Source organism: Pseudomonas sp. 18175 (genome assembly GCF_050432925.1).
Taxonomy (GTDB): domain Bacteria; phylum Pseudomonadota; class Gammaproteobacteria; order Pseudomonadales; family Pseudomonadaceae; genus Aquipseudomonas.
On record NZ_JBKFTO010000013.1, the window covers coordinates 22,054 to 42,040 of the forward strand.

19 protein-coding genes and 1 pseudogene are annotated in these 19,987 nt (G+C 60.1%); 7 read left to right on the forward strand and 13 right to left on the reverse strand.

The annotated features are described in order from the left end of the window. Positions 1–64 precede the first annotated feature (64 nt). The 4 genes from ACLD1Y_RS18540 to ACLD1Y_RS18555 all read left to right on the forward strand — a co-directional run bounded on the left by ACLD1Y_RS18540 (position 65) and on the right by ACLD1Y_RS18555 (position 3,885). Positions 65–1,210 (forward strand): serine hydrolase domain-containing protein, encoded by a 1,146-nt coding sequence (locus tag ACLD1Y_RS18540; protein WP_429479298.1) that lies wholly within the window; start codon positions 65–67, stop codon positions 1,208–1,210. A 143-nt stretch (positions 1,211–1,353) separates the two neighbouring features. Next, complete coding sequence (locus ACLD1Y_RS18545; RefSeq protein ID WP_429479299.1) at positions 1,354–2,481, forward strand: OmpA family protein; 1,128 nt, start codon at positions 1,354–1,356, stop codon at positions 2,479–2,481. Between the two features lie 27 nt (positions 2,482–2,508). Next, positions 2,509–3,156, forward strand: a complete 648-nt coding sequence (gene pdxH / locus ACLD1Y_RS18550; protein ID WP_429479300.1) for a pyridoxamine 5'-phosphate oxidase — start codon at positions 2,509–2,511, stop codon at positions 3,154–3,156. Between the two features lie 264 nt (positions 3,157–3,420). Next, entirely contained in the window at positions 3,421–3,885 is a 465-nt protein-coding gene (locus tag ACLD1Y_RS18555) for a glycine zipper 2TM domain-containing protein (RefSeq protein ID WP_003189251.1), read from the forward strand. A gap of 767 nt (positions 3,886–4,652) precedes the next feature. Here ACLD1Y_RS18555 and nhaA read toward each other — a convergent pair. Beyond that, the gene (gene nhaA / locus ACLD1Y_RS18560) at positions 4,653–5,828 is read right to left on the reverse strand and encodes a Na+/H+ antiporter NhaA (RefSeq protein ID WP_429479301.1); all 1,176 of its coding nucleotides are present in this window, start codon (positions 5,826–5,828) and stop codon (positions 4,653–4,655) included. 217 nt (positions 5,829–6,045) lie between these two features. Here nhaA and ACLD1Y_RS18565 point away from each other — a divergent pair, with 217 nt between their 5' ends. Then, positions 6,046–7,140, forward strand: a complete 1,095-nt coding sequence (locus ACLD1Y_RS18565) for a PLP-dependent cysteine synthase family protein (RefSeq protein ID WP_429479302.1) — start codon at positions 6,046–6,048, stop codon at positions 7,138–7,140. 136 nt (positions 7,141–7,276) lie between these two features. On the opposite strand, the gene ACLD1Y_RS18570 is transcribed toward ACLD1Y_RS18565, so the two are convergent. From ACLD1Y_RS18570 to ACLD1Y_RS18580, 3 genes are all read right to left on the reverse strand, one after another. Continuing rightward, the gene (locus ACLD1Y_RS18570) at positions 7,277–8,890 is read right to left on the reverse strand and encodes an NAD(P)/FAD-dependent oxidoreductase (protein ID WP_429479303.1); all 1,614 of its coding nucleotides are present in this window, start codon (positions 8,888–8,890) and stop codon (positions 7,277–7,279) included. 106 nt (positions 8,891–8,996) lie between these two features. Next, on the reverse strand, positions 8,997–9,668 hold the full coding sequence (locus tag ACLD1Y_RS18575) for a COG3650 family protein (RefSeq protein WP_429479304.1): 672 nt from the start codon (positions 9,666–9,668) through the stop codon (positions 8,997–8,999). A 95-nt stretch (positions 9,669–9,763) separates the two neighbouring features. Next, positions 9,764–10,363, reverse strand: coding sequence for a short chain dehydrogenase (locus ACLD1Y_RS18580; protein ID WP_429479305.1), 600 nt, complete (start codon positions 10,361–10,363; stop codon positions 9,764–9,766). Positions 10,364–10,467: 104 nt separating this feature from the next. On the opposite strand from ACLD1Y_RS18580, the gene ACLD1Y_RS18585 reads away from it, so the two are divergent. Further along, complete coding sequence (locus tag ACLD1Y_RS18585) at positions 10,468–11,376, forward strand: LysR family transcriptional regulator (protein WP_429479306.1); 909 nt, start codon at positions 10,468–10,470, stop codon at positions 11,374–11,376. On the opposite strand, the gene ACLD1Y_RS18590 is transcribed toward ACLD1Y_RS18585, so the two are convergent. The 9 genes and pseudogenes from ACLD1Y_RS18590 to ACLD1Y_RS18630 form a co-directional block, all read right to left on the reverse strand. Next, entirely contained in the window at positions 11,373–11,858 is a 486-nt protein-coding gene (locus ACLD1Y_RS18590; RefSeq protein ID WP_429479307.1) for a DoxX family protein, read from the reverse strand. The genes ACLD1Y_RS18585 and ACLD1Y_RS18590 overlap by 4 nt on opposite strands. After that, positions 11,855–12,631: a DNA-binding domain-containing protein gene (locus ACLD1Y_RS18595; protein ID WP_429479308.1), complete on the reverse strand. Its 777-nt coding sequence runs from the start codon at positions 12,629–12,631 to the stop codon at positions 11,855–11,857. Before ACLD1Y_RS18595 ends, ACLD1Y_RS18590 begins: the two co-directional genes overlap by 4 nt. Then, positions 12,628–13,506 (reverse strand): MNIO family bufferin maturase, encoded by an 879-nt coding sequence (bufB, locus tag ACLD1Y_RS18600; RefSeq protein WP_429479309.1) that lies wholly within the window; start codon positions 13,504–13,506, stop codon positions 12,628–12,630. Before bufB ends, ACLD1Y_RS18595 begins: the two co-directional genes overlap by 4 nt. 23 nt (positions 13,507–13,529) lie before the next feature. Next, positions 13,530–13,826: a BufA1 family periplasmic bufferin-type metallophore gene (locus ACLD1Y_RS18605; protein ID WP_429479310.1), complete on the reverse strand. Its 297-nt coding sequence runs from the start codon at positions 13,824–13,826 to the stop codon at positions 13,530–13,532. Positions 13,827–14,250: 424 nt separating this feature from the next. After that, positions 14,251–14,946 (reverse strand): annotated as a pseudogene (locus ACLD1Y_RS18610) (ABC transporter ATP-binding protein); the annotation flags it as partial. Between the two features lies 1 nt (position 14,947). Next, complete coding sequence (livG, locus tag ACLD1Y_RS18615; RefSeq protein WP_017735934.1) at positions 14,948–15,715, reverse strand: high-affinity branched-chain amino acid ABC transporter ATP-binding protein LivG; 768 nt, start codon at positions 15,713–15,715, stop codon at positions 14,948–14,950. Then, positions 15,712–16,965 (reverse strand): high-affinity branched-chain amino acid ABC transporter permease LivM, encoded by a 1,254-nt coding sequence (locus tag ACLD1Y_RS18620; RefSeq protein WP_429479311.1) that lies wholly within the window; start codon positions 16,963–16,965, stop codon positions 15,712–15,714. Before ACLD1Y_RS18620 ends, livG begins: the two co-directional genes overlap by 4 nt. Further along, entirely contained in the window at positions 16,962–17,885 is a 924-nt protein-coding gene (gene livH, locus ACLD1Y_RS18625) for a high-affinity branched-chain amino acid ABC transporter permease LivH (protein ID WP_429479312.1), read from the reverse strand. The genes ACLD1Y_RS18620 and livH overlap by 4 nt, the downstream gene beginning before the upstream one ends. Before the next feature lie 229 nt (positions 17,886–18,114). Further along, entirely contained in the window at positions 18,115–19,242 is a 1,128-nt protein-coding gene (locus ACLD1Y_RS18630) for a branched-chain amino acid ABC transporter substrate-binding protein (protein WP_429479313.1), read from the reverse strand. Between the two features lie 340 nt (positions 19,243–19,582). Here ACLD1Y_RS18630 and ACLD1Y_RS18635 point away from each other — a divergent pair, with 340 nt between their 5' ends. Then, complete coding sequence (locus tag ACLD1Y_RS18635) at positions 19,583–19,885, forward strand: DUF2288 domain-containing protein (RefSeq protein WP_017735930.1); 303 nt, start codon at positions 19,583–19,585, stop codon at positions 19,883–19,885. Positions 19,886–19,987: the final 102 nt, after the last annotated feature.

Sequence of the window (19,987 nt, forward strand, 5' to 3'; positions counted from 1 at the left end):
ACAAATCCTACAATGGCTGGAACAATGTCGACCACTTTTTAGCGTGTTTTCCGAGGGCGTTCAGGTGCAGATTCAGGGTCATTACGAACTCCAGTTTGAAGCGGTACGCGAAGCTTTTGCCGCGTTGTTCGATGACCCGCAGGAGCGTGGCGCCGGGCTTTGCATACAGATCGGTGGCGAAACCGTGGTTGACCTGTGGGCCGGCACCGCCGACAAGGACGGTGCCGAGGCCTGGCACAGCGACACCATCGTCAACCTGTTCTCCTGCACAAAGACCTTCACGGCGGTCACAGCCCTGCAGCTGGTGGCTGAAGGCAAGCTGCAGCTGGACGCTCCGGTCGCCAAATACTGGCCCGAATTCGCTGCCGCCGGGAAAGAAACCATCACCCTGCGCCAGTTGCTCTGCCACCAGGCCGGGTTGCCGGCGATCCGCGAGATGTTGCCCACCGAAGCCCTGTACGACTGGCAGTTGATGGTCGACACCCTGGCCGCCGAAGCTCCGTGGTGGACGCCGGGCCAAGGCCATGGCTATGAGGCAATCACCTACGGCTGGCTGGTGGGCGAACTGCTGCGTCGCGCCGATGGCCGTGGGCCGGGCGAGTCCATCGTGGCGCGGGTTGCGCGGCCATTGGGGCTGGACTTTCATGTGGGCCTGGCGGATGAAGAGTTTTATCGCGTGGCCCATATAGCGCGCAGCAAAGGCAACATGGGCGATGAGGCCGCACAACGTTTATTGCAAGTAATGATGCGTGAACCGACGGCGATGACTACGCGGGCATTTGCCAATCCACCGTCTATTCTGACCAGCACTAATAAGCCCGAATGGCGGCGCATGCAGCAGCCAGCGGCAAATGGCCACGGTAATGCACGCAGTCTGGCGGGTTTTTATAGCGGTTTGTTGGACGGAAGTTTGCTGGAAGCCGACATGCTCGAACAATTGACCCGTGAGCACAGTATGGGTCCGGATAAAACGTTATTGACACAAACCCGTTTCGGTTTGGGGTGCATGTTGGATCAACCCCAACTGCCCAATGCCACGTTCGGCCTTGGCCCGCGTGCATTTGGCCATCCGGGGGCGGGTGGTTCGGTGGGGTTCGCCGACCCTGAGCATGATGTAGCGTTTGGTTTCGTGACTAATACATTGGGGCCTTATGTACTTATGGACCCGCGGGCACAGAAGTTGGTCGGAATATTGGCCGGTTGTCTGTAAACCCCTTGCTGTTTCACGTTTTTTTGTTACAAAGGCAACTATAAGAAGGTGCTGTAGGAAAAGTTGTAACTTTATTCTCCTTCAAGCGTCTGTTTAACGGGTCATCCAGGCCCTCCGGTTTTTTCTCATTTTGTGGATATATCATGTTATCGAACAAGTCCTTGGCACTGGCGCTTTGCCTCACCATTACTGGCTGCGCACAAACTCCACAAAATGATGCCGACGGCGGGCATTGGTGGTCATTCGGGTCGGATAAGACCGCTACCAAGGATGCCGTGACCCAAACCGAGGCCAAGCCCGCTGCCGGCGCCAAGCCTGCTGCGCCTGTAGCCGCCGCTGCCGCGCCTGCCGCCAAGGCAGACACCGGCTCCAGCTGGTGGCCGTTCTCCTCCAAGAGCGCTGACGACAAGGCGGCCGACGCCAAGGCCGATTTGAAAGCCGACCTCAAGGCCGCCACACCCGCTCCTGATGCCGCCGCCGTCGCCAAGACCGACAGTGAAACCCACTGGTGGTGGCCATTCGAAAGCAAGCCAAAACCACTGGCCAAGGTCGACGTGACCAATGTGCCGATGCCCGACCCGAAAATTACCCAAGCCTGGCTCGACGACTACGAGCCACGCCTGCGTGCTGCCATCAAGGACAGCAACCTGCAGCTGGAGCGCCGTGACAACGTATTGGTGGTGATCGCGCCAGTAGACGGCTCCTACAACCCGAAACGCCCGGCCATGCTGCTGCCGATTACGTTGGGGCCGTTCACCCGTGTTGCCAAGGCGGTTGAAGCTGATCCCAAGACCGCCGTGTTGGTACTGGGCCATGTGGACGCCACGGGTACCGCGCCTGCGAGCCAGACATTGAGTAAAGAGCGTGCGCAATCCATCGCGTCCATCTTCAGCCTAAGCGGCCTGAAGCAAGACCGCCTGATGCTGCGTGGCATGGGCGACTTGATGCCACGTGCCGCCAACGACAGCACCCAGGGCCGTGCGCTGAACCGTCGCATGGAAATTATGTTCACTCAGCGTACAACTATGTTGGCCCTGCTGAGCAAGTACAACTCGGGCAAGACACCGCCTGTGGCTGAGATGGTTGCCGTACAGAACGCTCCGGCTCCGGCGCCTGCTGCTGCCAAAACCCCTGCGAAAAAGGCACCCGCCGCCAAGAAAGCCGCTGCCAAACCAGCCGCCAAAAAGGCCCCGGCCAAGCCTGCTGCCAAGAAACCGGCTCCGGCCAAAGCCAAGGCAGCTGCACCGGCGAACGACCAGGCGAAAAACTGATCTGTTGAACCAGAAGGATAAAGCTGCATGACCCAGGCCCTGGCCGATATGCGCCGTGACTACACACGGGATGGTTTGAGCGAGGCCCAGGCCCCGAGCGAGCCGTTTGCCTTGTTCCACCAGTGGTTCGCTGACGCGGTGAAAACCGAACAGCCGCCAGTGGAGGCCAATGCCATGACGCTGGCCACGGTCGACCAGGACGGTCGCCCGCACTGCCGCATCCTGTTGCTCAAGGGCCTGGATGCGCAGGGCTTTACCTTCTTCACCAATTACCAAAGTGCCAAGGGCGAACAGCTTGCGGCACGGCCGTTCGCGGCCATGACCTTTTTCTGGCCGACCCTGGAGCGCCAAGTGCGTATCGAGGGGCGAGTGGTCAAGGTGACGCCTGAGGAGTCGGACGCTTATTACCAGGTCCGTCCGCTGGGCAGTCGTCTGGGCGCGTGGGCATCGCCACAGAGCAAAGTCATTCGTGACCGTGAAGAACTGCAGGATCTGCTCAAGGCCACCGAACAGCGTTTCAGCGATACCCAGCCTGATTGCCCCGAGCATTGGGGGGGCTATCGTCTGCTGCCGGAACGCATCGAGTTTTGGCAAGGCCGCGCCAGCCGCCTGCACGACCGTCTGAACTACCGCCTGCAAGGGGCACAGTGGACCCGCGAACGCTTGGCACCCTGAGCTGCACCTTTCGTCGTTTAACCTGAATATTACCCTGCGCGCCGACGTCTCTATTCAAGAGACGTCGGCCGCGTGCGGCTGCGCGGCTACAATATGGAAACCGTCATGACATCTCTTGGCACAAATGCTGAGATACCGTTGATCGAGTTTTCGGCTACTGGCAGTCTGTACTAAGGCTGAATGAATGCAGTTTTCTGCCGTGCTTGCCGTGACAGGCGCCAAGCTGCAGCGTTTAATGACCCCCTGTCCTTTGGAGTTGATGCTATGCGTAAGTCCGTTTTACTGGTTGCCTGCTTTACCACCCTGTCATTGCTGCTGGGTGGCTGCGCCTCGAGTCTGACCGGCGACTCGTACTCCCGTGATGAGGCGCGTCGAGTCCAGACCGTGCGCATGGGTACCATTGAATCCCTGCGTCCGGTGAAAATCGAAGGCACCAAGACCCCAATCGGCGGCGCTGCCGGTGCCGTTATCGGCGGCGTTGGCGGCAGCGCTATCGGCGGCGGCCGTGGCAGCATCGTGACTGCCGTGATCGGCGCCGTCGCTGGCGGCCTGCTGGGTTCGGCCACCGAAGAAGGCCTGACCCGTACCCAAGGCGTGGAAATCACCGTACGTGAAGACGACGGCAGCATGCGCGCCTATGTGCAGGCTGTGCAGGAGAATGAAATCTTCCGCATTGGCGACCGTGTGCGCATCATGACCGTTGATGGCACCAGCCGCGTTACGCGTTAAGCGCTGGGTGTAGAAACACAAAACCCCAACCGGGTGATCGGTTGGGGTTTTTTCTAGGGATCTAAGGGTCAAAACCTTTGAGAACATTGTTTGACCACTGAGCATCTGATAATGGCGATTCGAAAAATGCAGGCAATAAAAAACCGCCTTAGTAGGGCGGTTTTTTATTGCCTGCCTGGTTTTAAGCCGGGCTTGCATACTCACAGGACGCGGTGACATGGTCGAGATACTACTGTCGACTAGGCGGGTGTGCAAGGTTCAGCGATGAGCGGCTGACTTCATTTGTAAGATTTTTTATTTCAGTGTTTGCGTAAAAAATTGACATGAAAATCTAGGACTCACCACGAATTCGATCACGTGCAGTCACACCTTGGACCCGGGCGCTCAGTTAGTATCCACACCGTTCCATGTTCATTGCTTTGTAGTTTGGCTGGGTCAGTATCCAAGGTTTTGGACCTCCCGCCACGGGCTAGTAATCCGTGCCGGATTCATGCGGAAGGCCCATCAACCCAGCCACCTCAAAGGACGCGGTGACAGCATCCGAAGGCCCACGTGTTCCGGTAAGTGCGCTGGAGGTCAGGCCCAACCCTTGGAGGGCCGAGTATGTCTAAGTTTGCACGACGTACGTGGAACCTCGTAGTGAACTGCCTGCGTGTTTATCACGTGTGGAAGTTCCTGCGGGACAGCTTTGATGACCTGTAAGGTCTGAGAAGTGGAGCCCCCTCGGTTCAAACCGAGGGGGCTTTTTAGTTTCGGGGGCTGTAACTTCACACCGTCTTGCGACTCGCCATCGCCGTCACCGCATAACCAATACACGCCGCCAATATCGACCCCGTCAGAATCCCCATCCGGTCCTCCCCCGCAAACTCACTGGCGCCCGGCACAAACGCCAGAGAGCCGACAAACAGGCTCATGGTGAAACCGATACCGCATAGGATCGCCACGCCGAATACCTGGCCCCAGTTGGCGCCGGAGGGCAGGGCGGCGATGCCGGTCTTGACGGCGAGCCAGGTGAGGCCGAACACGCCGATGGTCTTGCCGATCAGTAGGCCGGTGGCAATGCCCATGGGCACGTGGTGGGTGAAGCTTTCCAGGCTGACCCCAGTCAGTGACACACCCGCATTGGCAAAGGCAAACAGCGGCAGGATGCCGTAGGCGACCCACGGATGCAGGGCATGCTCCAGGGTCATCAAAGGTGAAGGCTCGGCGTTCTTGGTGCGCATAGGGATGCAGAACGCCAGGGTCACACCGGCCAGGGTGGCATGCACGCCACTCTTGAGTACGCACACCCACAGGATCAGGCCGATGATCAGGTACGGACCCAGTTTGATCACCCCCAGGCGGTTCATGGCAATCAGTGCTATCAAGCACAGGCCCGCGCCCGCCAGGGAAGCACCGGACAGGTCGGCCGAATAGAACAGAGCAATCACGATGATCGCACCCAGGTCATCAATGATGGCCAGGGTCATCAGAAACAGTTTCAGCGACACCGGCACACGCTTGCCCAACAGAGCCAGGACGCCAAGGGCGAAGGCGATGTCGGTGGCCATCGGGATCGCCCAGCCGGACAGCGCAGCGGGGTAGTCCTTGTTGATAGCCCAGTAGATCAGCGCCGGCACCACCATGCCGCCGATGGCCGCAGCCCCCGGCAATACCACTTGCGATGGCTTGGACAGGTGGCCGTCAAGCAACTCGCGCTTGACCTCCAGGCCGATCAGCAGGAAGAACAAGGCCATCAGGCCATCGTTGATCCACAGCAGGGCAGGCTTGGCGATTTTCAACGCACCCACCTGGGCCACCACCGGCACCTCGAGAAAGGCGTTGTAAAGGTGCGAAAGCGGTGAGTTGTTGATGATCAACGCCAGGGCGGCGGCGGCGATCAATAACAGGCCACTGGCGGCTTCCAGCTGGAAGAAACGGGTGAAAGTGCTACGCAGAGGCAAGGGATGCTCTCCAATCAAGGTTCAATAGGTGGGTACCCTAACCCGTACCGTTAGTTGTTAAAACAAAAGTTATATTCTTATTTGTTATAAGTGGGGCGTGCCGTCAACGTCGCTTTCACCGCAGGTAATTGTGTGTCCAATTGAGTCGTTACTGTATCTGTGTGGAGTGTAGGAAACCTCCTAAGATTGGTGTTGAAAACTCTTAGAGAACTCCAGCATGAGCGACCACCGTCCCTGGGCCCGCGAAGCCATTCGCATCATTGAAGCGGACTTCCAGCGCAGCGCCGATACGCACCTGATTCCGCTGCCACTGCCGGGCCTGCCGGGTATCGCGTTGTACTTCAAGGACGAATCCAGCCACCCCACAGGTAGCCTCAAGCATCGGCTGGCCCGCTCGCTGTTCCTCTATGCGCTGTGCAATGGCTGGCTCAAGCCAGGTGCGCCGGTGATCGAAGCCTCCAGTGGCTCCACCGCCATTTCCGAAGCCTACTTTGCGCGCTTGCTCGGCCTGCCGTTTATTGCGGTAATGCCGGCGACCACCTCCCAAGAGAAAATCGCGCAGATTGCCTTTTATGGTGGCAAGAGCCATTTGGTACAAGATCCGACGCAGATCTACGCCGAATCTGAACGCCTGGCGCAGGAAAGTGGCGGTCATTTTATGGACCAGTTCACCTACGCGGAGCGTGCCACCGACTGGCGGGCGAACAACAACATCGCCGAGTCGATCTTCCAGCAGATGCGCTTTGAGCAGCATCCGGTGCCCAGTTGGCTGATCTCCAGCCCTGGCACTGGCGGCACCACGGCGACCTTGGGCCGCTACGTGCGTTATCGCCAGCATTGCACCCGTGTGCTGTGCGCCGATGCCGAGCGTTCGGTGTTCTTCGACTTCTATCAAAGCGGTGATGCCAGCTTGCGATTGGACTGTGGTTCGCGCATCGAAGGCATCGGCCGGCCCCGGGTGGAGGCTTCGTTCCTGCCCAAAGTGATTGATGCGATGGTCAAGGTGCCGGACGCGTTGTCGCTGGCAGCGATGCATTACCTGGCCGGGCGTTTGGGGCGGCGAGTGGGTGGTTCCAGCGGGACAAACCTGGTGGGCGCGCTGTTAGCGGCGCAGCAGATGAAAGCGGCGGGGGAGTCGGGGTCGATCGTGGCGATCTTGTGTGATGGCGGCGAGCGTTATGCCACGACTTATTACGATCAGGCGTGGCTGGCAGCCCAAGGCTATGAGTTGGAGGGGTTGATTGCGCTTGTTGCGGCGTGCGTCGAACAAGGCCAACGATTGCCAGATAGCATCTTGCGCGCGAATATCTGACCAGACACAAAAACTAATGTGGGAGCTGGCTTGCCTGCGATGGCAGTCGTTCAGCCAACTCCTGTGTGGGCTGACACTCCGCTATCGCAGGCAAGCCAGCTCCCACAGATGATTTGTGGTGGCTGGCTGAATGTTGTCAGGCTTCGAGGCCGAGCATATCCCGGGCCACCGCCTCGGCAATCCGAATCCCATCCACACCGGCGGACAGAATCCCACCCGCGTAGCCAGCACCTTCGCCAGCCGGGAATAGGCCTTTGATGTTCAAGCTCTGCATCGACTCGTCGCGGGTGATCCGCAGCGGCGACGAGGTGCGTGTCTCGATGCCGGTCAACACCGCATCGTGCAGCGAGTAGCCCTTGATCTGCTTCTCGAACGCCGGCAGCGCTTCACGGATGGCCTCGATGGCGAAGTCCGGCAAGGCCAGGGCCAAGTCGCCCAGTGCTACGCCGGGCTTGTAGGACGGCTCCACACTGCCGATGGCCGTGGACGGTTTGCCGGCGATGAAATCACCCACCAATTGCGCCGGAGCTTCGTAGTTGCTGCCACCGAGGATGTAGGCGTGGGACTCCAGGCGCTCCTGCAGCTCAATACCGGCCAGCGGCCCGCCTGGGTAATCTACTTCCGGGGTGATGCCGACCACGATGCCGGAGTTGGCATTGCGTTCGTTACGCGAGTACTGGCTCATGCCGTTGGTGACGACACGATTGGGCTCGGAAGTGGCCGCTACCACGGTGCCGCCTGGGCACATGCAGAAGCTGTAGACCGAGCGGCCGTTCTTGGCGTGGTGTACCAACTTGTAGTCAGCCGCCCCGAGTTTCGGATGCCCGGCGTATTTACCCAGGCGCGCGGCATCGATCAGCGATTGAGGGTGTTCGATACGGAAACCCACCGAGAACGGCTTGGCTTCCATGTACACGCCGCGACCGTGCAGCATGCGGAAGGTGTCACGGGCGCTGTGGCCCAGGGCCAGGATCACGTGTTTGGACAGGATCTGTTCGCCGCCATCCACCACCACGCCGCAGAGTTGGCCCTCTTCGATCAGCACGTCGGTAACCCGCTGTTCAAAGCGCACTTCACCGCCTAGGGCGATGATCTGCTCGCGCATGTTTTCCACGACGCCGGTCAGGCGGAAGGTACCGATGTGCGGCTTGCTGACGTAGAGGATTTCTTCCGGCGCGCCGGCTTTCACAAACTCATGCAAGACTTTGCGGCCGTGGAATTTCGGGTCCTTGATCTGGCTGTACAGCTTGCCATCGGAGAACGTCCCGGCGCCGCCTTCGCCGAACTGCACGTTGGATTCTGGGTTGAGCACGCTTTTACGCCACAGGCCCCAGGTGTCCTTGGTGCGTTGGCGCACTTCCTTGCCGCGCTCGAGGATGATTGGTTTGAAACCCATCTGTGCCAGCAACAGCCCGGCAAAAATCCCGCAAGGGCCGAAACCCACCACGATTGGACGTCCCGTCAAGCCTTCCGGTGCCTGACCCACCACGTTGTAGCTCACGTCCGGTGCCGGGTTGACGTTGCGGTCATCAGCGAACTTGAGCAGCAAGGCAGCTTCGCCCTTTACGTTCAAGTCGATGGTGTAGATGAAGCACAGCTCCGAGGATTTCTTGCGCGCGTCGTAGCTGCGTTTGAACAGGGTGAAATCGAGCAGGTCATCACTGGCGATGCCCAGGCGCTGCACGATGGCAGGCCGCAGGTCTTCTTCGGGATGGTCGATGGGCAGCTTGAGTTCGGTGATTCGTAACATGACGGGATCCGGTAGGCGGCGGACAAAATGGCCGGCTGTTTTGCAAACCGGCGATTATAAGCCTCAATGGCGGTTTCCCGTCATGTTAAAACAGCGCCGGGCGCAGTCAGTCGTCGCGCGAGCCGCCAAACGACGCGCAACCACGCTGTACCTGGCCATTGACGCGCAACTCGGCGGTCATGTGTTGCAAGCTACCGCTGGCGCTGTCCACGCAGCGTTGCGGGGCTACCCACAACTCGACATGCTGGTTGTTGGCTTCGGTCATCAGGTTGAAGCGGCCGTCACCGATTTGCTCTTCCACATACGGCACCGCCAAGGGCGGCTGGCCTTCACGTTCCAGCACCATGCCCTTGGCGGTGACGTTCATTGCCCAGGCCGGTTTGTGGCCGTTGGCCCGCAGGATCATGCGCTTGAAATCCGGGTCTTCGCAGGCTGAGGTCGAGCGCTCTACACGGTAGAGTTGCTGCAGGTCCACCGAGCCTTGGGTGCCGGCCGCGACGCCGGAGAACTTGCCGCGCAGGTCGGCAAACAGCGCCCCTTGCTGGCCGGCCAGGGAAGCGGCTTCCTGCAGGATATTGGTGCCACCGGTGTCGTTGACCACGTAGTTGCGCTTGTCGTTGCACGGTTGGAACAGCAGCTTGTCACCCACCGCCGTGAGTTCGCCCTGCATGCGGGTCATGCCCGCAAGCGACGGCTTGGCCGGCTCGCTCTCGAACATCTGGCAGGCGGCGAACAGAGGAAGCAGGGCAAACAAGGCAAGGGTACGGGCGGCACGCATAAGGGGTCTCCAGACAAGTGCCGACACGTTACGCAGGCTGGCGGTGCATCACAACCCCACCGGCCAGCTTCAGGCAATTCTTACGGACGCGGGATTTAGCCGACGATAAAGGTCTGACCGGTTTGCAAGCCTTCGACGCTTTTGGCGTAGGCCAATGCCACATCAGCACCCGGTACGGGTTTGTAGCCACGGAAATACGGCGCATAGCTGTCCATGGCTTCAACCAACACATTCGCACTCACCGAGTTGACCCGCAGGCCCCGTGGCAATTCGATCGCGGCCGCTTTGACGAAGGCATCGATTGCGCCGTTGACCAATGCCGCCGAAGCGCCGGTGCGGATCGGGTCACGGTTGAGAATGCCGCTGGTGAAGGTGAACGACGCACCGTCGTTGGCGTATTGCTGGCCGATCAGCAGCAGGTTGACCTGGCCCATCAGCTTGTCCCGCAGGCCCAGTTCAAAGTCGCTTTCGCTCATCTCACCCAGTGCCACGAAGTTCACACTACCTGCCGCGCAAACCAGGGCATCGAACTTGCCGGTCTGTTCGAATAGTGTGCGGATCGAGGCGCTGTCGCTGATATCCACCTGGAAATCACCGCTGCTACGGCCAATGCTGATCACCTCGTGACGCTGTGCCAGTTCGGCCTTGACCGCTGAGCCGACAGTGCCACTGGCGCCAATCAATAGGATTTTCATGCTGATGTTCCTCCAGGGGGTAAGTGAAGGTTCAGTCTAGAGTGGCTTTTTCCCTGGATAAACGTGCTAATAGGCAACCTTTGGTTTTCAAATGGAAACAATCCATGAGCGAGATGGATGACCTGGCAGCGTTCGCCGTGTTGATCGAAGCGGGTAGCTTTACCGTGGCAGCGCAACAACTGGGTTGCAGCAAAGGCCAATTGTCCAAGCGTATCAGCCAGTTGGAAGCGCAGTTTTGCGTGGTGTTGCTGCACCGCACCACTCGCAAGCTCAGCCTGACCGCTGCGGGTGCCGCGTTGTTGCCCCAGGCCCAGGCGTTGGTGGTGCAAGTGGACCGCGCCCGTCAGGCATTGGCCCGGCTCAAGGACGATCTGGCGGGGCCGGTGCGTATGACGGTTCCGGTGTCGTTGGGAGAAACGTTCTTTGATGGCTTGCTGCTGGAGTTCTCAAAGCAGTACCCGCAGGTGCAGATTGAATTGGAACTGAACAACAGCTACCGGGACCTGGCGCGGGATGGCTTTGACCTGGGGGTTCGTTCCGGTGCGATTGAAAACGAGCGCCTGGTGGCCAAGCCGTTGCTGGCCTGGCACGAGATGACGTGTGCCAGCCCGGCGTATCTTGAACAGCACGGCGAACCACAAACCCCAGCCGACCTGGCGACTCACACCTGCCTGCTCAACAGCCACTACAGCGGTCGCGAAGAGTGGTTGTACCACCAACAGCACGAGCTATTGCGCGTACGGGTCAGTGGCACCTTCGCTTCCAACCACTACAACCTGCTGAAGAAGGCCGCGCTGGTGGGCGCTGGTATCGCCCGCCTGCCATCCTACGTACTGCCAGCGGAATTGGCTGACGGTCGATTGCGCTGGCTCCTGCGCGATTATCAGACGCGAAGCATGCCGATGTATCTGGTTCATCCCTATCAGGGAGGCTTGCCGCGCCGTACCCACGTGTTGGCCGATTACCTGGTGGCGTGGTTCAAGCGCAGCGGCGAAGCCCTCGATCGGCTTTAACGGTAGCGGCGGGCGATCAAGTGGTCGATGGACAGGCGCCCAGGGCCCTTGGCCACTAACAGCAGCAACAGGGCAATCCAGGTGCCGTGGGTGGGGTAGGCGTCCGGGTAGACGAACAGCTGAATGACCAGCGTCATGCCGATCAGTGCCAGGGCCGAGAATCGCGTGGCAAACCCCACCAGGATCAGGACCGGGAAAAAGTGCTCGGCGAACGCCGCCATATGCGCCGCCACTTCTGGCGACAGGAGCGGTACGTGGTATTCACTGCGAAACAGCGGCAGGGTCGAAGCGGCGAGCCGAGGTTCGCCCAGTTCGAAGGTGCCGCCGATCACGTCCACCGCAAAACCCTCCACCTTGGTTTGCCCGGACTTCCAGAACACCGCGGCAATGGAAAAACGTGCGACAAAAGCTATCACGCTGTAGGGGATTTGCTCGAAAAGTTGAATGATCCGTTCAACCAGGCGCGGTAGGAAAGTGTTCATGGCGATACCTTTTGTTCGGTGTGCAGATGAGTGATGGCGTTGTGAGTGATCAGCAGCGTGAGGCATTGGTGCAGATCAAATTCGGGCGCGGCGGCCAGGGCCAGCTCCATGGCCTTTTCCAGTGGCGTGCCGCGGTCGAGGCTGTTGATAAAGGCCACTGAACCACTGTCGATGGCGAACACTTTGACCGCCAGGCCTTGGCGAAGCACCAACGCGCTCTGGGCGTGCCAGGGGTTGAGGGTGGCCAGGCCGCCTTCGATCTGATGGGCTGCCCACACCGCGACTACGGCATACGGCGAGTCCAGCGTGGACAACGAGGGATTCAGTTGCAGGCGCAACCCACCCAAGTCCGTTTGGCCTTGCAGGGCCTGGAGTACGGCGTGTTGGTCCAGCGGCTGGCAATCGGCCGCGTGGTAGGCACACACCCGCAAGCGCTCCAGCCGGGCGATATCCGCCAGGTAGGGCACGCTGGCCGCAGGCTCAAAACCCTGGATGAACGCGGCCAGGGTGCTGCCGTAGTCGCTGATAATCGGGCTGGTGGGCGGATGCGCTTGCACGTAGAGGCCGGCCATGGCACGGAAAAACTCATCGCCCACCAGTTGCAGAGTCACGGGATAGGCGGTAGCCAGCGCATTGATCAATGAGCTGTGCACGTTATTGCGATACACCGTAAAGCGGCTGGCAGGGTCGGCACCGTTACTGCTGAACAATCCATCGGGGCAAGGCTGGTCTGGCGTCAGCAGTGCCTTGGAAAACGCGTCGTAAAGACTCATGGGCGGACCTGCCGTAAATGCCAATCGGCGTGCTCAGCTTCCGCTTGCAGCACAGTGAACGCGGGCACTTGGTTGTCTCGTTCGATCAGTGTCGCCACCGGCCCGATACGTGCCAGTACCTGTTCATATAGTTGCCACACGGCGTTATCGATGGGTGCGCCATGGTCATCAATCAACAGGCGGTCACCCAGGCTGTCGGTGTCTTCGGCAAACCCGGCCAGATGAATCTCATCCACCGCGTGCAAGGGCAGGGCATCTATGTAGGAATGTGGATTGCGTTGGTGGTTGATGCAGGACACATAGACGTTGTTCACATCCAGCAGCAGGCCGCAGCCGGTGCGGCGGATGATCTCGCTGATGAAGTCGGTCTCGTCCAGGGTAGAGCGCTGCAATTGCAGGTAGGTTGAAGGGTTTTCCAGCAGCAACGGGCGCTTGAGGGTGCTTTGCACCTGGTCAACGTGTTCGCACACCCGTTGCAGGGTGGCGTTGTCGTAGGCCAGGGGCAGCAGGTCATTGAGGAACACCTGGCCGTGGCTGGACCAGGCCAGGTGTTCGGAAAAAGACTGGGGTTGATAGCGTTCGATCAGCCGGGCCAACCGCGCCAGGTGTTCACGGCACAGAGGGCCTTCGCCGCCGATGGACAGGCCCACGCCATGCAGCGACAGCGGATACTGTTCGCGGATCAAACCCAAGTAGTGATGAAACGGGCCGCCGGCCACCATGTAGTTTTCGGCGTGCACTTCAAAAAAACCGATATCGGGTGAGGTCTCGAGTACTTCAATAAAGTGCTCAGGCTTGAGCCCCAGCCCGGCCCGGCGTGGGAGGCCGGGCGCCTGAGCCTGGGGGACGGCTTGCAGGGATGAAAGGGTCATCATCAGTACTCAGGCTTGGCAGGTAATCAAGACTTGGCGGTGAAGGCAGCTTCCTGGCCGAAACCAGTTGGCGAGGTGGAGCTTGGGGTTTTAAGGCAGGTACCGGCTGGGACCAGTTTCCAGGCGTTGGCCTGGTCTTTGGTTTTCGAGGTGCCGGCGCAGGAAGTACCGGCGCCTGCGGCGCAATCGTTCTTGCCGGCTTCGGCGACACCGAAGCATTTTTGCATGTCGTCGGCAGCGTGGGCGGTGGTGGCCAGGGTGGACAGGCTCAGGGCGGAACCGAGGGCCAGGATCAGGGAGGCGGCGGACAGTTTAGTGGTCATGGTCTATCTCCAGCAGTGGGTTGAGTTGGCGGGCTTGAATGCCTGCTTGTAGCAGTAGAGGTGACGGGAAGGAGTCTGTTACACACCTGTCGAAAATAATTTTGGTTTCGCAAAATTTAAGGATCACACAAAGCAAATGTGGGAGCGGGGGGGGGGGGGGGGGGGGGGGGGGGGGGGGGGGGGGGGGGGGGGGGGGGGGGGGGGGGGGGGGGGGGGGGGGGGGGGGGGGGGGGGGGGGGGGGGGGGGGGGGGGGGGGGGGGGGGGGGGGGGGGGGGGGGGGGGGGGGGGGGGGGGGGGGGGGGGGGGGGGGGGGGGGGGGGGGGGGGGGGGGGGGGGGGGGGGGGGGGGGGGGGGGGGGGGGGGGGGGGGGGGGGGGGGGGGGGGGGGGGGGGGGGGGGGGGGGGGGGGGGGGGGGGGGGGGNCGCCGAGGTATGCCTCACGCACCTTCGGATCGGTCAGCAACTGCTCGCCAGTGCCCTGCATCACCACCCGGCCGTTTTCCAGCACGTAGGCGCGGTCAGCGATTTTAAGCGCCTGGTTGGCGTTCTGCTCCACCAGGAACACCGTTACACCGTCCTTGCGCAGCTGTTCGATGATGTCGAAGATCTGCTGGATGATGATCGGTGCCAGGCCCAGTGACGGTTCGTCCAGCAGCAACAGCTTGGGTTTGCTCATCAGTGCCCGGCCAATGGCGAGCATTTGCTGCTCGCCGCCGGACATGGTGCCGCCGCGCTGGCTGAAGCGCTCCTTGAGCCTTGGGAACAGGTGCAGCACCTTGTCCATCTGCTCCTGGAAATCGCCCTTGTCGGTGAAGAACCCGCCCATGGCGAGGTTCTCTTCAACGGTCAGGCGCGAGAACACGCGACGGCCTTCCGGCACTACCGCAATGCTCTTGCGCATGATTTGCGACGACTGCTGGCCCACCAACTCCTCACCCATGTAGCGGATGCTGCCGCTATGGGCTTGGGGCGAACCACACAGGGTCATGAGCAAGGTCGATTTACCGGCGCCGTTGGCACCGATCAGCGTGACGATTTCACCCTGGCGGATCTCCACGTTGACGCTGTGCAGGGCCTGGATCTTGCCGTAGAAAGTGGAAACGTTTTCGAATTGCAGCATTTTACGCTTCCCCCAAATAGGCTTTGATCACTTCAGGATTGTCGCGGATCTGCTCCGGCGTCCCGTCGGCCAGCGGCGTGCCCTGGTTGATCACCACGATGTGGTCGGAAATGCTCATGACCAGTTTCATATCGTGTTCGATCAGCAGCACCGTGACGTTGTGTTCCTCACGTAGCACGCTGATCAGCGCCTTGAGGTCTTCGGTTTCCTTGGGGTTCAAGCCAGCGGCTGGTTCGTCGAGCATCAGGATCCGCGGGCGGGTCATCATGCAGCGGGCGATTTCCAGGCGACGCTGCTGACCATAGGCCAGGGTGCCGGCCGGGCGGTTGGCGAACTCGGTGAGGTTGACCTTGTCCAGCCAGTACGCGGCGAATTCCATGGCCTCGCGCTCGCTCTTGCGGAACGCCGGGGTCTTGAACAGGCCTGCCAGGAAGTTGGTGTTCAGGTGACGGTGCTGGGCGATCAACAGGTTCTCGACCGCTGTCATGTCCTTGAACAACCGTACGTTCTGGAAGGTGCGCACCACGCCCTTGCGGGCGATCTCGTGGCCGGCCAGGCCCTGGATCGGCTGCCCGTCCAGCAGGATGCTGCCACCGCTCGGCTTGTAGAAACCGGTGAGGCAGTTGAACACCGTGGTCTTGCCGGCGCCGTTAGGGCCGATCAAGGCAACCACTTGTTTCTCTTTCACGGTCAGGGCCACGCCGTTGACCGCCAGCAAGCCGCCGAAGCGCATGCTCAAGTTTTCGACTTTCAGGATCTCGCGGCTCATTTGCGCAGCTCCATGTGTGGACGTTGCATGGGCAGCAGGCCTTGAGGACGCCAGATCATCATCAGCACCATCATGGCGCCGAACATCAACATGCGGTATTCGCTGAACTCACGCATCATTTCCGGCAGCAGGATCATTACGATTGCCGCCAGGATCACGCCCAACTGCGAGCCCATGCCACCCAATACCACGATGGCGAGGATGATCGCCGACTCGATAAAGGTGAACGACTCCGGGGTGACCAAGCCTTGGCGAGCCGCGAAGAAGCTGCCGGCAAAACCTGCGAACGCAGCACCCAGGGTGAACGCGGAGAGTTTGATGATGGTCGGGTTCAGGCCCAGGGCGCGGCAGGCGATCTCATCTTCGCGCAGGGCTTCCCACGCACGGCCGATTGGCATGCGCAGCAGGCGGTTGATCACGAACAACGCGGCCAGTGCCAGCACCAGCGCCACCAGGTACAGGAACACCACTTTGCTCACCGGGTTGTAGTCGATCCCGAAGTACTCGTGGAACGTCTGCATGCCTTCTGCGGCGGTACGGTCGAACGACAGCCCGAAGAAGGTGGGTTTGGGAATGCTGCTGATGCCGTTGGGGCCACCGGTGATGTCGGTGAGGTTACGCAGGAACAACCGAATGATTTCACCGAAACCCAGGGTCACGATGGCCAGGTAGTCACCGCGCAAACGCAGCACCGGGAAGCCCAGCAGGAAGCCGAATGTCGCCGCCGCCATGCCCGCCAACGGCAAGCAGATCCAGAAGCTCCAGCCCAGGTAGTGCGAGAGCAGCGCATAGGTGTACGCACCCACGGCGTAGAAGCCCACATAACCCAAGTCGAGCAGGCCGGCCAGGCCCACCACGATGTTCAGGCCCAGGCCCAGCAACACGTAGATCAGGATCAGGGTGGCGATGTCGACGGCGCCGCGCGAGCCGAAGAACGGCCAGATCAACGCAGCCACGATCAGGCCGATGATGATGTAGCGCTGGGTGCGCGGCAGGGTCAGGAATTGGCTGACCTTGGGCGATACCAGCGGGCCACGGTTGCTCTTGAGCAAGGCACTGAATTGATCGCTGAACAACACGCGCAGGAACATCAGCACCGAACACAGGGCAATGACAGTCAGGGTCACGGGCCCGGTGCCATGCACTTCCAGGTTGATGCCGACAATGCTCAGCTTGAGGCCGAGTACCGGAAAGGCCACGGCCCAGACCAGCAAGGCGCTGAAAAACGCCGATTTAAGATATCTGCTCATACTTTCTCAACCTCCGGACGGCCCAGGATGCCGGTCGGACGGAACAACAGCACCAGAACCAAGAGGCCGAACGCCACGACGTCCTTGTATTGGTCGCCGAAGATATCGGCGCCGAACGCTTCGGCCACACCCAGCACCAGGCCACCGAGCATCGCGCCCGGGATACTGCCGATGCCGCCCAAGACCGCTGCGGTAAAAGCCTTGAGGCCTACCAGGAAACCGGCGTTGGGGTTGATCACGCCGTACTGCATGCTCAGCAGCACCGCCGCAACGGCAGCCAGTGCGGCACCGATCACGAAGGTCAGGGCGATGATGTTGTTGGTGTTGATGCCCAGCAGGTTGGCCATCTTGATGTCTTCGGCGCAGGCCCGGCAGGCGCGCCCCAGACGGGAGCGGGAGATGAACAGGGTCAGGCCCAGCATGGCCACCAGGGTGACGACGAAGACCAGGATCTGCATGTACGAAACCAGCACTTCTTGTGCGCCACCCGGGCCGAAGGAGAAGCTCCCCGGGATCAGGTTGGGAATGGATTTATCCTTGGAATCCTGGGACAGCAATACGGTGTTCTGCAGGAAAATCGACATGCCGATGGCGGAAATCAACGGGATCAGGCGGTTGCTGCCACGCAAGGGGCGATACGCAACGCGCTCGATACTGTAGCCATAGGCACTGGTCACGACGATCGACGCAAGGAACGCGGCGGTCATCAACAGCGGCAGGGAATGGATACCCATCATGGCCAGCCCGGCAAGGGCGATAAAGGCCACGTAGGAACCAATCATGTAGACCTCGCCATGGGCGAAGTTGATCATTCCAATGATGCCGTAAACCATTGTGTAGCCAATGGCTATCAAGGCATAGGTGCTGCCAACGGTCATCCCGTTAACCAGCGTTTGGAAAAAATGATAGATCTCAGGCATTACAGCGCTCCTAAAAACCCGATACGCATTTCACTGGTGGAGTCATGTTCCGGCCCCGGGCTGTGTTCTGTGACCACATTTGCCCAGCGCGTTTGCCAGCGAACCGCTGGTGACGGTTTTAAGATTTTCAGGTGAGCCAGCGCCCGGATCGCGGGTGACAGGCCCATAAACCTCGTAAAACAAAGCCCACTGCTCTCACAGTGGGCTTGTTGGACCAGTAACGCCTGGCTTACTGAGGGGAAACTTCGGTTTTTGGTTTGCCGAAGTGCCATTCGTAGACCACGAACTTGAAGTCCTTCAGGTCGCCCTTGGCATCAAAGCTCAGGTCGCCGGTTGGGGTCTTGAAGGTGCCTGCGTGGATGGCTGCTGCCACCTTGGCGGTGTCTTCGCTCTTCGCGGCAGCGATACCGCCAGCGATGACTTCAACAGCCGAGTAGGCCGGGAACACGAATGGACCGGTTGGGTCCTGCTTGTTCTTGGTGAACTCTTCAACAATTGCCTTGTTGGCCGGATCGGTGTCGAAGGATTTTGGCAGGGTGACCAGCAGGCCTTCGGAAGCGCCCTGGGCGATTTGCGAGATGGAGTCGTTGCCGACGCCTTCTGGGCCCATGAACTTGGCATTCACGCCTTTTTCCTTGGCTTGGCGCAGGATCAGGCCCAGCTCAGGGTGGTAGCCGCCGTAGTAGACGAAGTCGACGTTGGCTTGCTTGAGCTTCTGGATCAGGGAACCGAAGTCTTTGTCGCCCGCGTTGATGCCTTCGAAGAGGGCAACCTTGGTGCCTTTTTTCTCGAGGGTCTGTTTGACGGCGGTGGCGATACCTTCACCGTATTGCTGTTTGTCGTGGATCACAGCAACGACTTTCGGCTTCACGTGGTCGGCGATGTAGTTACCGGCGGCAGGGCCTTGAGCGCTGTCCAGGCCAATGGTACGGAACACCAGTTTATAACCACGGGAAGTGATTTCCGGGCTGGTGGCGGCCGGGGTAATCATGATCACGCCTTCGTCTTCATAAATATCGGACGCTGGCTGAGTGGAGCTGGAGCAGAGGTGGCCGACCACGAACTTGACGCCGTCGTTGACCACTTTGTTGGCGACGGCAACGGCTTGTTTAGGATCGCAAGCGTCGTCGTATTCCTTGGCCTCAAGCAGTTTGCCGTCGACGCCGCCCTTGGCGTTGATGTCGGCGATGGCTTGCTTGGCACCCATGAATTGCATGTCGCCGTATTGCGTCACCGGGCCGGTTTTCGGGCCGGCGATGCCGATCTTGATGGTGTCGGCTGCGAACGAATGGCCGGCAACCCCAGCCAGGACCATTGCGGCAAACAGTTTGGAAATCTGCTTAGTAGCCTTATTCATAGTGCTCCACTCTTACTGTTGTATTTTTTATAGTTCTAGCGGCCTTGTGAGCTGCTGAACCGGATCAGATATCTCGGATATCCCCCGGCAGTGCCCTGGCAACTGTACCGGTACAGTGTAGAGCGCCGGTTGATCGCTTGAAAAGCTGGCTGCTGGGGGCAAAACCCGGGCGTGTCGCTTAAATGAAAGAAAAAGACAGAATTGCGGCGGGTTGATGCCGGAGTCTCGGGCAATCCTTGGCTTTTCTGACACTTTCTATCGATGACTCATTTGCAACTGGGTTTTTCTACAAGAGCCGCGACGTTATGATTGCGCCGATTTTTTACTCAGGTGAATTCCCATGACGCAAGAACCTAGCACCCTCTATGCCAAGCTGCTCGGCGAAACCGCCGAAATTTCTTGGAAGGAGCTTGAGCCGTTCTTTGCCAAGGGTGCCCTATTGTGGGTCGATGCCGGCCTGGATTTGATCGAAGCCGCCGAGGGAATGGCCGAAGACAACCGTGACAAAGTCGCTGCCTGGCTGGCCTCAGGCAGCCTTGGCGAGGTGTCTGCGACGCGGGCATTGGACTTGGTTGAACGCGATCCTAGCCTATGGGCAGTGGTGGTTTCGCCGTGGATCCTGATCCAGGAAAGGGCGGCCTGATAAAATCGAGCACCAAAAAGGTGCGAGATTCTCTCGAGAATAAGTGTGTAGCCGAGTAACCGCTGAGACGGTGATGGCATCTTGCCGTAGAGAAAGGTCACA